Annotated in this window: 9 protein-coding genes and 1 pseudogene; 1 reads left to right on the forward strand and 9 read right to left on the reverse strand. The window is 37.7% G+C overall.

Annotation, left to right across the window (positions count from 1 at the left end):
* Positions 1-14: 14 nt before the first annotated feature.
* Positions 15-2,024 carry a hypothetical protein gene (locus tag BLQ56_RS14465; protein ID WP_090855725.1) on the reverse strand — a complete coding sequence of 670 codons (2,010 nt, stop codon included), beginning with the start codon at positions 2,022-2,024 and terminating at the stop codon, positions 15-17.
* A gap of 139 nt (positions 2,025-2,163) precedes the next feature.
* Here BLQ56_RS14465 and BLQ56_RS14470 point away from each other — a divergent pair, with 139 nt between their 5' ends.
* Positions 2,164-3,342, forward strand: a complete 1,179-nt coding sequence (locus tag BLQ56_RS14470; RefSeq protein WP_175490311.1) for a helix-turn-helix domain-containing protein — start codon at positions 2,164-2,166, stop codon at positions 3,340-3,342.
* 90 nt (positions 3,343-3,432) lie between these two features.
* On the opposite strand, the gene BLQ56_RS14475 is transcribed toward BLQ56_RS14470, so the two are convergent.
* The 8 genes and pseudogenes from BLQ56_RS14475 to BLQ56_RS23895 all read right to left on the reverse strand — a co-directional run.
* The gene (locus BLQ56_RS14475; protein WP_090855730.1) at positions 3,433-3,747 is read right to left on the reverse strand and encodes a hypothetical protein; all 315 of its coding nucleotides are present in this window, start codon (positions 3,745-3,747) and stop codon (positions 3,433-3,435) included.
* Positions 3,748-4,139: 392 nt separating this feature from the next.
* The gene (locus BLQ56_RS14480) at positions 4,140-4,748 is read right to left on the reverse strand and encodes a GtrA family protein (RefSeq protein WP_090856042.1); all 609 of its coding nucleotides are present in this window, start codon (positions 4,746-4,748) and stop codon (positions 4,140-4,142) included.
* A gap of 47 nt (positions 4,749-4,795) precedes the next feature.
* Positions 4,796-7,162 carry a glycoside hydrolase family 2 TIM barrel-domain containing protein gene (locus tag BLQ56_RS14485; protein ID WP_090855733.1) on the reverse strand — a complete coding sequence of 789 codons (2,367 nt, stop codon included), beginning with the start codon at positions 7,160-7,162 and terminating at the stop codon, positions 4,796-4,798.
* 138 nt (positions 7,163-7,300) lie between these two features.
* Positions 7,301-7,777, reverse strand: coding sequence for a sodium:proton antiporter (locus BLQ56_RS14490; protein ID WP_090855735.1), 477 nt, complete (start codon positions 7,775-7,777; stop codon positions 7,301-7,303).
* On the reverse strand, positions 7,774-10,899 hold the full coding sequence (locus BLQ56_RS14495; protein WP_090855737.1) for a beta-glucosidase: 3,126 nt from the start codon (positions 10,897-10,899) through the stop codon (positions 7,774-7,776). Before BLQ56_RS14495 ends, BLQ56_RS14490 begins: the two co-directional genes overlap by 4 nt.
* Positions 10,900-11,192: 293 nt before the next feature.
* Entirely contained in the window at positions 11,193-12,338 is a 1,146-nt protein-coding gene (locus BLQ56_RS14500) for an ATP-binding protein (protein ID WP_238457278.1), read from the reverse strand.
* Between the two features lie 155 nt (positions 12,339-12,493).
* Positions 12,494-13,216 (reverse strand): LytR/AlgR family response regulator transcription factor, encoded by a 723-nt coding sequence (locus BLQ56_RS14505; protein ID WP_090855743.1) that lies wholly within the window; start codon positions 13,214-13,216, stop codon positions 12,494-12,496.
* A gap of 406 nt (positions 13,217-13,622) precedes the next feature.
* A pseudogene (locus BLQ56_RS23895) lies at positions 13,623-13,778 on the reverse strand (sporulation protein YhbH); the annotation flags it as partial.
* Positions 13,779-13,870 lie beyond the last annotated feature (92 nt).

A 13,870-nucleotide genomic window follows, 5' to 3' on the forward strand; every position in this document is an offset into this window, starting at 1 on the left:
AAATGCCTTTTACTTTATTTAACAACTACACGTACACGTCCAATGTTTTGAACCTGGGTGAAACTATCATTCACATCTCCTTTACGGTTTAATTGGGCACGCAATACTGGGAAAAATGTCCCAGTATGAGTAAAAATATGCTCTGCTTTTACAAAGGCAACACGATTATCAATGGTGGTAAACTCACCTTGACTAAACACTTCGGTTTCTCCCTCAAAATTCCATTCTACCTTAGTTAACTGACCAGCATTTATCGGTACTTCCACTTCTGCTGTAAATTGTACTTGCTCACCGGTATCAACGACTATCCTCTCTTCCCCGTTAACTTTTAAATTAACGGTAGGTTGAATCCCTTTTCGCTCATTTGCACTTACTGGTAAGGAAATTTGTCCATCCTCAACCTCATATTTAGTGCTTTCAAGAGGAGCTACATCACGCTCGACCCAATCATTAAGATCAAGTAGTGCCTGATGAAGAGCCCCAAGGTAACCAACCAGATGCAACTCATCGTCTGTTTTTTCAAAGTCGCCATGTGGGGCATGATCAATGTACCAAAGTCTGAAATTCTCGGTCTCTTCCCCCCCAAAGTTTTCCTTTACCTTTTTACGGTACCAATCAGGCTGCCATGGATATGCATCATGGTCTAGCAGGGTGGCAACCACGATCATTTTTCCATCGAAACGACCGCTTTGTAAGGAACCAGCCCCTCCACGGGTAATCATGGGTCCAAGTAGAAACGGTCGCTGTGGATACAATGGTTCCCCCGCTTCGTTTCGGAACTGATCCCAGACCGCATAATCAGATGATGGAACCTGGTGGCGGTGATAGGTTTGAATCGCAATAAAATTTGAGTTATCCAACATGATTTCGTCGCCTGGTTTTACCTTTTCAAGAATTTCAATCATATTCTCCATTTTAAAGCCAACACCAACAAATGCTTTATCCCCTTCTAATTTGTCTAGAGGTAACTTAGCGCCTGCTGCATCACCACTTAGGATCATGATATTGGCACCTGTTAAGTACACATCTCCCACGGGTACAGTTTCTAATTTCATCCATGGCTGGAACTTTGTGATATCGATTGCTTGTAGTCTTTTCCATGCATCATCAACGCCCGTTTTTTCTTCACTTTTCCCTATTTCATCGTTTATTAAGTGGGCTTCAGTAATGACTGTTTTATGTTGAATTCGATCTCGTACAGCTGAACCATTAGAGTCTGCTCCGAGATAACCAGGCTTCGTCCAAAAGTCTTCGAAGTATTGAGGGTCAATTTGCTCCATCATAGGAACAAAAATCGGCAGTGCACCTAGACCTACATTTTCTCGTAAAAACCATGCTCTTTTCGGAAATCCCATTTTCGTTACTTCTTCAAGTGCCTCTCTCTCTTCCTTATTGAGACCAGCGTAGATATTACCACTACCACCTGGCTCAATTGCATCAGCAATCATCGAAAGTTTGTTTCTAAGAACACGCAATGCATGAGCACGAACCGTGAAAACACTTGGTATCGCCATCTGTGATCCAATTACATATGGCACTGCACCATCCCAAGCTTTTGTGCTTTCAAAGCAGCTCATTGTCTTAAAGCCACCCCCACTCCCCCCATAGATATATCCATATGGACGATGATGATCATATAAGTTTGCAGCGATTACACGTGAATACTCTGCAACAGCTGCACTACTACGATAAAGGGTGTCACCGGTTGCATCAGATCCTCCCATATTAGATTCAACAAAATAAGCGCCATTAGTAATTGCAAAACGAATTTTATCTTCAATTCCTTTTAATTGCTGTGAAGCATCCTCATTCCCTTGAATCGGTGCTACAAAATGAAAAAATCTTCCTTGATAATCTTCTTTTTCAGGAAAGTATAGAGAGAATCTAACCTCAGTACCCTTAAATCCACCATGAATATAATGATAGCGTACTGAACCCGCTCTCCATTCATCTATATCGATGTACGGTTTTTGAAACTCCGGTTCTCGCAAAATGTTAACGGTTACATTGTTTTCTTGTACCATATCTAACCTCCAGTAATTTGATACTTTATTTTCACATAATTCAGATAACATGTATTATAAAATATTTGTTTTTGTTATAAAATATTGATATAAGTTTGGACAAAAGCGACAGCTCTTTGTCTTAAGGATGGTGCAAGTAATGAAACATGCAGTTTTACACAAGATTTATGAAGCTATTAAATTACCATTACAAATTTTCGATGGCCCAAAACATATACATAGTTATGGTTCTGATGGTTTTCAGCCAAATCCCTCCCACAGAATCATGGACAATGCCCTAAACACGTCTCATAGTGTATGCTATGTGGTGTCATCGGAAAATAGTTACTGTGGTCTTGTTCGATTTCACAATTCATCTATGTATGTCATTGTTGGCCCTGCTACTTCTAGAGAATATACACGAAAACAAGCACAGAGTATTCTCGCAAATCTACAGCAGCCAGCAAAAAGAACAGATGAATTATTGCTCTGGCTAAACACTATACCTCGTTGTGAGATTAAACAATTTAAAGGTATATTGTGCTTATTGGATTATCTATTAAATGGGGTAACTGAACATGATGTTGTTCAGATTGAATCTCAAATAAAACCTTCAATTATGAAATCAATTACCGTCGAACCAGGCTTTATTGATCATTTTAACGATTTTATAGAAAAACAGATTCTTTCTAATATTGAATATGGTAATTTAATAGCATTAGAGGATGTTTTGAAGTTTTTTAATTCTGATAGTGGTGAAGTTCCTTTAATTGCATCAGACGCTGTCCGCTCTCTGAAAAACATCTTTATATTTGCTACAGGGCTTGCTTCGAGAGCAGCTGTAAAAGGTGGCCTAGATTATGACACCGCTATGACTGTATCCACTCACTACCTCACACAAATTGAAAAGTTTGATCATACCTCCGAAATCACCAACTTTTTAAAGCAAATGTTTATAGACTATACACAGAGAACCGCTCGAAGTCGCACACTGTTGTCCGACTCACTACTAGTAAATAAAATTTATAAATATGTACAAGCACATCTTTATGAAAAGATTACAGGAAAGAGTATATCTAATCATTTAAACATGAATTATTCTTATATTTGTCGGCATTTTAAACAGGAGACTGGTAAAACTGTTACTGAATTTATTAATGAAATGAAAATAAAGGAGTCTATCCGTTTACTTGAAATTACAGAAATGCCGATTATTCAGATTTCTACACAGCTTGGTTTTTCTTCTCAAAATTATTTTCATACCGTTTTTAAAAAAGTTACGGGGTTGACGCCGATTGAGTATAGAAACAAATTAAAAATTCCAAACCATAATGATTAGAAATGATCTTGCCATTATTTATTCTTGTCTCATTCTAACGTTGAATATGTATGGATTACGGTAGGTTTCTCTCCCGGCATAACCTCTTTTTTAACCTTCTTCTGCCCCATTAGAGTATTGCTCTTTTTCCACTGCTGCGATCCATTTTTTTAGATTCTCTCTCTTAAAAGGGTAATCTTCTTCATATTTAGTATGCGTTTTTATTAGTTCTCTCCCTTTTTCTGTTATACGGGCAGGTCCCAAACGAACTTCATCATCTATGATTAAAACCCTTTCAATATATCCTAGCTCTTCAAGATGCCTAACTAATCTTACAAATTCGTAGGGGTTTAATCCATAATCCTTACCCTGCGGAAGAAAGTTTTTATTGTGAATTTCTCTTATTACACTATAAGCAATTCGCATATTCCCCACCTTTTTTAAACTTCAATTGATCCTCCGATAACCCTAAAAAGCCCCCTTAATTAAGGGATTTTTAAGTTCACTTTTTTGTTTGTTAAGCTCTACTAGATTATTCGTAATTATAACCTGATTATAACCTGAAACCATTTCTTTAAAATTATCTATTATTTATGAATAGATCTAGTTCTTTTTACTACGAACTCTTCAAGAATAAGGGCATTTCTTTCATTAGATTATCTCTTTTTTCCATTTACACAAAAAAACCGAGCATAGGCCCGGTCTTTTTCATAGTTTAAGAACATAAAATTAATCATAAAATCTGAATAGCAAAAGGTCGTATTTTATTATATGGATTATGACATATCTAACACTTCTTGGAAATTTATGAGTCTATACTATTTCTGTTTAAATATGATTTTCAAAATAGGGTAATACACCCAGAAAGAAACTGCACAATAAATGAGCATTGAAATGATATCAGCTAATGTTTCTCCAGTTTTCCCCATCCCCCAAGTGTTAATGAATAGTTCATATATTGGAGCTTTATAAAACCCTTGAAGTACAGCGGCTCCTACTGTAATTAGAATATATGCTATTACATACCAACCTGCTGCACGCCATATATTCCCTGTGGATTTAAAGGTAATATTTCGCTGTGCAAAGAAGTTAATAACCTGAGCAATGGCAAGGGTTATCTGTACCGCAAGAAAATATGCCAGTCCACCTCCGCCCCCGCTTCCCAAACTTCCTGCAGGGTAATTGAAAATATAATAGGGACTTCCATCAAAATTGCTTCCAACCTGACCTAATTGAAACATTATGTTTACAAGATTAGTCTGTTCAAGCAGGGACTTCAGTATCGGCATGAGCATTAATTGAATGACTGTAATACCATTACTCAACATGAGGAATACAAAAAACTCTGCCTTACCAGGATGTTTTTCACGGAACCTATCCCATATACTCAAGATTTTCCCTACACCTTTTGTATCATCTTTATTCATTCTGATTTCCTTTCCTATGAAAGCGTCCAAGGAACCTCTTTTCTTAATCATTTTGAAATAACCATGACACTGGACTGTGCGTTCCCATATTGGCTTTCTGCGAAAATTTCAATCTTTCCAACTCCTTTAGGCTTGACTACCGCAAGTGCTTCCCCATAATAAGTGTCGGTGACATCCATGTTATATCCCCTAGCATTATATGGACATGCATTCCCTAGGGCAAGAAGTTCGCCACCCTTAATACTTACCTTAATATCACCTCTTGCTAAAGGTTTTTTTGTACCAGTATGATCCGTATATTTCAAGCGAATATAGCAAAGATCATCCATCCCTAGCTTTTCATCTTCTGGTAATACAGTAAGCTTTGTTTCTTCACCTGCAGATTCCAATAACGTTCTCGCAATCTCTTTTCCTTGTTCATCATAAGCAATTGCGACAACCTGACCTCTGTAATACTTCGTCTTAAAAATAGCTTTACAATCATTTCTTAATTTCTTTTCCCCGACTTTTTTAGAATTCACATACAATGCAACCCTGTAAGCTCTGGCGTAAACTTCTACCTTCGTCATTTGTCCATCACAGTCATCCCAAGACCAGCTATCCATTGCATTTGTCATTTTCCAGGCTGAAGGTGAATGAGGTTTGAATGCATTATTGACTGGTACAACAGCAATATGAATCTTGTCAATTTCAAAAGCGACCTTAGTATATTTGGCTTCTCCTAATTCATTGCCTATTAAATCAACCCTGCCGCTCCCTGCGCTTACCCAGCCGACTTGATGAGTAAAATCAGGTGCATAATCCCGGTATTCCCATGCTCCTACACCAACTTCTCCTAAGTAATCCATACCAGCCCACACAAAGTCCCCGATTAAGCCCGTGTTTTGTTTTGCAAATTCATAGAATCGATACGCGTCATTACAAAATGTTTCGCTGCCAACAATGATTCTCTCTGGATATTTCTTTAAATCTTTTTTATAACGGTAAATACCATAATTATAGCCAGCTACATCCATATTTGCGAAAGCATCTCTCGTCTTCACATCACAGCCATGCAATGAAGCACCTAGTTTCATCGTCCGGTCTCCTAAAATACCTGCAAGATTATTAAAGAATTCGCTACCGACTGCTTCTTGTTTTCCTTTTGACACTGCTTTTTCTGCTTTTTTGTCAGTATATACGCCAAAACCTAGAGAACTTAAATAGTTAAAGAAAATGTTGACTCCACACGTTACAGGCCTCGTATCATCCAACTGATGGAGGTATTCCGTCATCTGACCTGTAAACTTAATTCCACGTTCTTCCGCGGTTTCAGACACTTCGTTCCCTGTAGAATACATGATCACAGAAGGATGATTAAAATCTTTATCCACCATATCTTTCAAGTCCTGCCTCCACCAATCCATACAATAAAGTGCGTAATCATTTTTCGTTTTATGAATATACCAACAGTCCACATATTCATCCACAACTAACATTCCCAATCGATCACAAGCATCTAACATTGCTTTTGAACAAGGATTATGAGCAGAACGAATTGCATTATAGCCTGCTTCCTTCATAATTCTAACTTTCCGTTCCTCTGCAAAATCATAGGCACGAGCACCTAGAATTCCATTGTCATGATGCACACAACTTCCACGTAAAATAACTCTTTCACCATTAATACAGAAGCTGTTTTCTCTAGTACATTCTATTTGTCGTATACCAAAGACAACTTCTTCAACATGCTCACCAAACTTCACTTTACATGTATACAGATAAGGTGTTTCTGTATTCCATAGTTTGGCATCTGGTAAATCTTGTGTCCAAACCACTTTCCCATCAGTTTGTAAATTAGCTTTGTCAAGAGTTGTTTCTCCATCTAAAATCTCTATATCTATCATACCAAGTGTACTGGTCTCTACTGCCACTTCTATAGTCCTAGTTTGATAATTTAAAGTGCTAATTTTAATACCATTTAGTACGATATGCTCTTCTGGAAGAACATATAGCTGTACGGGGCGGTATATCCCCGATCCAGAATACCAGCGACTGTTCGGCTGATCAGCATTACGTGCAACAACTTTCACTTCATTTTCTTCATTAATTTTGAGTTTTTTACTGATATCTACATAAAAATTTGTATAACCATATGGTCTGAAGGCAATCTTTTCTTCGTTTAGATAGACTTCTGCATTATGGTATACACCCTCAAACTCGATAATAAGTTTCTTTCCTTCGAATTCTGATGGTGCAAAAAACTTCTTGGTATACAGATAATCATAGCCCTCATACCATCCAGTATTTTTACCACCAAGACTATCCAGAGATCGATTCTCTAGAATCATAGCATCATGTGGCAATGTTATTTGTTTTTCATTATTCTCACCAATCCTAGAAAAAAACCAATCATTATTCCATAGTATTTTCATAGTTTCACTACCTTTAAACGGAGATATCTTCTAAGTAAATTTGAACTGTTGAATAGCCTATGGCAGAAAGGTAGAATAAGCTAATTAATCAATCTAATTAGCTTATTCTTACTATAATGCCTGAGATAGGTATTATTTTCAGCTTGGCATATTCTTTTGTTTATATTTGGTATTATTACTCGAATAGTCTTTTCTAATTTTGTCAGAAAATCCAACAATTATCATTGTAATGATAGAAATAAAATAACTCACCAAGCCAACAATCGATATGTTAAGAGCAACCTCTTCTTCCTTCGGATAGTTTACCGGGATAAAGTATACATCTGCAGCCAGACTGGTCCTTCCAAGTACAAATAGTGCAAAGCTTGCGATGATAAGCACCGCGGAAGTAAATACAAACAGGTCGATTAGAAGAGGATTCAACCTATTTGTTGCTACAACAAGCGTACTAGCCAGAAGAATCGCAACAACCGTGAAAATGATTGGTAACGGATCTACCGTAGTACCAGCAAGATAGCCTGTGGTAGAAGTAACGATATACAAAATCATTCCTGCAAGGGCTGTGCTCATTGCAATGCAAATGATCCAGCCAGATTTTGTTAAACTTTTCATCATTTTACCTCCCCCACATTCATCTCTTTTTTTCTCCGATATTGCGAAACTGTATAGCCTGCAATACTGCCCGCTGTTCCTGCAGCAGATACACCAATTAACACAGTGTAAAGCATTCTCCACCAAGTCATGACATCCTCAGTACGCGTAGTAGCATTAACCCCATTCATGGCAGCGCTATTCGCAAGAGAATATAGAAGATAATGGGTGTTCTGCTTAATTGCTTCAAGCATATCCCTGTCACCGCTTAGGCTCTCAGCATTCCAGTAGTTGACCGTAGCTTCGCCAAAGCCGCAGAAAGCAGTCGTTCCAGCCAGAATCGATTCTTTAGGTGCCGCTTTAAGAGTAACTCCAGTAAAGTCCGTTACACTATATCCATTAAAGTCCCATTCGCCTCGCATAATTTGCACCATGACACCTCTGTTTGCGCTTGGGGCGACTGCGCCAATGCGGTTATAGGAGGTCATTACCCCAAGGGCACCGGTAGTGTACGTTTCATCTTTAGACTCATCGACAACAAAGGATGCCGGCTTTCCTTTTGCTACAAAAGCTTGCTTAAGGTTACGAAGCTCAAGCTCTCTGGCCTTCTGCTCTGTCATAAACACTGAAATTCCTGAGCGGTTAATCTCTTGGTCATTGAAAGCCGCATGTTTTATATTCACAAGCGTTCCTTTCGACTGCGCACCCTGTACAACTGCGCTACCGATATAACCGGAGAGAATTGGATCCTCTGAATAATACTCCACGCCTCGGCTGTTATAGGCATGACGTTTAATGTTCATGCCCGGACCAATCATGATCGGCAGGTTGAACATAAGAGTACTTTCACCCAAAATAATCTCACCATTTTCATAGGCAAGCTCTTTATTCCAACTGTACGCTAAATTCGTTGGAGAAGGAGCAACTCTTGTACCGGATTCATAATCTTTCGCATTAGGGTATGGCTCACCCTGATAGGTCCCTTCTGGTAGATAGTGAGAGTCAGAGCCACCAGGGCCATCGTCTGCTGCATACTGTGGCAAACCGACCGATGGGATTGCTGCGATATTATGGAAAGCATCTTGTGCAAAGCCCAAGAATTCATCCACAGATACCTGGTCGACTAGCTCATCCCAGCGAGGATCCTCAAAATCCGCACCTTTCAAATCATTAAGAGTCAAGTCGCTGGTAGTGTCCCCAAAAGTCAAATCAGATACGTCGTCATCAGTGCTAAGAGGAATGAAGTCATTTCCAAGCAACTTTGACAGTTTCTCGTTTGCTTCCAACCCAGAATAGGTTTTCGGGAACGTACCATCCCAATCGCTTCTTGACAGGTAAGTTGCTGTATCAGGAAGGAACGAGTTAATGTCCATCGAATAATCCCCTTCAGAAAGGGCGTTTGTGATTTCTACTCCAGCCTCACTCACAGAGAAGGTCCTGTCATCTACATCACCTTCCCATGTCCATTTATAAGTCTTGCCGGAATTTCCTTCTACCGTCATACCGTCAGCCGTTGTTTTTCCCTGAGCGGCTAAAATATTGTTGAGCGCATTATGAACATTACTACCAATGGAAAAGTAATAATCACCTGGATCAACGATAAAGGTTTTTGCGTTTTCAGAATCATAGCTTGCAAGATTTCCAAGATCTATTTCCATTGTGATGGTCTCTGATTCCCCAGGCTCCAGTGTTTTTGTTTTTTCAAAGTCCATAAGCTGAACGGCTGATTTTTCAATATGATACTGCTTATCATAATCCGTATATGGAACCTGTGCATAAACTTGAACAACAGACTTTCCTGCGACCTCACCTGTATTAGTCGTAGTCACTGTAACTGAAGCTGTTTCCTTGGTACCAAGGATGCTCACTTCGTTAAGGGTCTGTTCGAAAGTGGTATAGGACAGACCATAACCAAACGGGTAGACTACCTCATTTTCATAGTTCCAAGTACCATCCTCAATTGCAACGGTACCATCATCATTGGCATAAGTCCCCGCAGATGCTTTTGTTCCACCATTACCAAGTACAATATCTGCATAACGGGTTTCATAATAGCGATAACCTGTATAAATTCCCTCTGCCTGAATCAAGTACGAGTTTACGTTAGCCTCTGCAGGAAAATCAGATGCATTTTTCCATGGAATATTTCCATAGTTCTTCATGGAAGGTGCCAATGCAGTATTCTTTGCATAAATGTCACCAAGATAAGCAGATGGAGAAACGGTACCATTAAGCACATCGGCAACACCGTAGAAACCATATGCTCCTGGGAAGCCAATCCAGACTATTGCATCGATTTCGGGATCATTCTCCAGGTTTGCGATTTCCATCTGGTTGACAGAGTTAACAAGCACAATGACTTTATCAAAGTTCGCCTTGGCCTCTTCGATAATTTCCATTTCTTCATCACTTATACTGAGAATGTTGCCAGTCACGGTAGTTACCCCATCGGCAAGACCTGCCTCGCCGGGATAGTAACCGTCGCCATTTTCTCCGCCAGGGCGGCCCACCACAACGATTGCTGCATCGTTATATGCGGCGTAGTCCTGGTCAAAGTTAGGATTCAGATCCCGAAGTTCATCCAGAGACAGCTCGCGAGGATCATTGTAAGCAGTTATTTCCGCATATTCCGGGATAATACCACTGCCATAACGCGGTGTGGTCCATTCCTTATCTTTAAAATATGATTCATAGGTAGCAAGCATAGAAGGATTGAGCTCAAATCCTCTTTCTGCAAATGCATCAAATATCTCTACTGTTGCGTATCCGTCAGTAATGCTTCCCCCATTACTTCCGTAAACCGGGGCATAACTACGGACACCAAATAGGGTGACTTTTGAGGAACCAGCTATCGGAAGCGCACTACTCTCGTTTTTCAAAAGAGCAACTGTTTCCTGGGATTCTTTGATCGCAAACTCCTTCAACCCTTCAAAGGCCTCTTCGGCCGTTTTAAACTTCGACTTGTAGGTCCATGTGTCTTCTTCATTTTCAACTTCTTCTGTTACAGTTTTACTGCTGGTAGTTCCAAAAAATGCATCAACTGCCGAACGGTACGTTTCCAACGTCATCCCTGTTACGGCGGATATTGCAAAAATCAGAACAAACACTAAAGCCAAACCACGCCACACTTTGGATCGTTTAAACATCTTCATCCTCCTCAAGTGCTAAGCTTAAAAAGCTAGCTAGAATATTGCTTTTAATATTTTGTTATTCTAATGCAAGTTTGTATAACAAATAAATATACCAAAATCCAAACTCAAGTATGCGTTTCCAATTTCATTCTACTTCTCACTAACACCCCTTATAATGGATTTCCGCGGATTAAACCCAAAAAGGATTAGCCTCCATTCGTGGAGAACTAATCCAATTGTAAGTGGTTACATTTTAGTAAACAATACATCTTTCCTAAACTGTAATTTTCATTACCTAAACTGAAATTTTATTGACTTTGAAAAACAATATTAACATTAAATACATTTTCATCTATCTTTATTGACAGCTCTCCTCCGTACTTTTCTACTAGATATTTCATACTCTTCATACCGAATCCATGATAGTCCTTATCTTTGTTTGTTGTAACAGGAAGTCCATTTTCAAAGAGTAGCTCTCCTTGAAAGTAATTTTCAAAGTGAATCGAAATAAGTCCCATGGTATCCTTAATAATTAAACTAACGACACGTTGATCTTTTTCATTAATTTTCCTTACTGAATTAATCGCATTATCCAATGCATTTCCGAATAGCGAATAGATATCTGTTTCTTTCATAAAACCTAACTTTTCACCATCAACCATACATGTAAATTCAATTTCTTCCCGCTCACATTGCAATTTTTTCTCAGCAATCACTACATCTAGTACCGGATTTCCAGTCATAGGGATATCATAGATGGATATCACTTTATTTAATTCCTCTAATTCAGACTTGTTTATTTTGCTCGATAAATGAGTCAATTGGTGCTTTAAATCATGACATTTTATATTAATCAACTCAATATTTGCCTGTGAAACTTTAAATTGGTCTTTGTCCTTTTTTAAAATTGATTTAATGATGTTTAATTCATCCTGTAATACACTGGTATTGAAAATGTAAAACAATAGGTACATTGTAAAAAGGCAACACATAATATCAAGAAGCACACAAATTAGAAAAATTTCAAATTGAGCGTTCTCCTGAGTAATTCGAAATATAATGGAAAATACTGTAGCATATAAGTTCACAAAAATACACAATACTAATACAATCCTATTTTGAAAGTGCTTTTCTTCAGGCTTTATAAATTTCTTAATATAGAAATAATAAATCAATACATACAAAATACTTACTATTAAAAAATAAGATATAACATATAAGATATAACTGGTATTATTTTGGAGACTATATTGTCTTAGATCAAAGATTGCCATAACAATTTGGTGGAAATCATAGATTAAATGCTGAATAGCGTAAACAGCTGTCACACAAAAAATACTAGTAAGAACTCGTACATTGTAACAAAACATGATACCTGCCATCACTGCAAAAAATAATACGATGTAGCGAGTTATGGTCAATGGTACGCTAAACATCAGATAGTCTTCTCTCATATACAAAAATATAGCCACCATACCCAGACATAAGAATATAAGAAGAAGGTACCTCCAAGCAAAATGTTTCCTTCTTTGAAAAGAAGTAGTAAATAAAAAACTCAGCATAAATAATTCTATGATAAAACGAAATTCATAGAGACTTTCCAGTATTTTCATAGTTTCATGTCTTTCCCTTCTCCAAGTAGATCTGCTAACTGTGCCATAAACTGCTTCTTTCTCGGACGGCTGATTTGTAATTCATCCCCATTCGTCATGGTCACTGTATAACCTTGAACATGCGAAATATATTGAGGATTAATTAGATAACAGGAATTACATCTCAAAAAGTTACATGTTTGTAATTGCTTTTCCAAATCAGATAACGAGCCAAAACCTTCCACTGTATGATCACTTAGATGATAAATGAGTCTATGTCCCACTACTTCAATATAAATCATCTGCCTGGAAGTTAAACAGACGATGCCCCCTTTTCTTGAGACCACAATATTAATATCTTTATTGGATGATATCTTTGCTAGCGCTTTCTTAAACTTCATAGAAAATGTTGAATATCTAACAGGTTTCACAATAAAATCAAGGGCATCTACTTCATAGCCTTTTACCGCATACTTAGCCATATTCGTTACAAAAATCAAAGTCACTACATTATCTAGTTCCCTTAACCTTACAGCGGCCTCCATTCCATTTAAATGAGGCATCTCGATATCCATAAAGATAATGTCATACACAGGGTTATAATGATCCAACAGATGAATTGCATCCTTAATCAATTCTATATGAAATGATACCTTACTTGTTTCTCCATATTGATTTATAAATTTTTCTAGTATACTTGCTTCCTTCTCATCATCTTCTACAATAGCAATTCTGATCAACCTAATTCCCCCTCCGTTCTTCATCCTGTATTTTTCCTATATGAATACAGCAAAAATCCAAATACTTCCCATTGGTGTTTTTGAAGGTTACAGGTTATGTTGAAAGATATTATAACATGACATTTTATTATTAATAATTAAAAAATACAAACAAATTTTTATCAGCAGTATCGTTTCTATAATAAGAAAAATATTTAAAAACACGTTAATTTAAGGTTCTTTCTAAGGAACTGGAAAGCTATGTACAAAATAAAAAAAAATCCTCCGTATGCTACTATTTTGGTTGGAGACCAAAATATATCCAACATAAGGAAGAGTTTTATAACCAAACTGTATAATTCTAGAACCCTAGCCTTAGCTAGGGTAACCTTCTATTATAGTCAAACTAGGCAAAGGCCGGCGTAATTTACGCATACTTCTTATTCTCTTCATCTTTCTTAAAGAAACTTTTCATCGAATGGAACACATCGGCTTTTTGCTTGAGGATATAATAACGGAACTTCTCATCTGAAATGTTTTTATACGCAGACATTAGAGTCGAGTGGCGGTTGTATTGGTTTAACTAACCATCATATACACAGCTACAAACTCATTAATATCGAGTTTTTGCGGAAATGATTGTTGAGTTTATACTTTAAGATTAATTTCAAAACC

This window comes from Litchfieldia salsa (genome assembly GCF_900104555.1).
Classification (GTDB): Bacteria; Bacillota; Bacilli; order Bacillales; family Bacillaceae_L; genus Litchfieldia; species Litchfieldia salsa.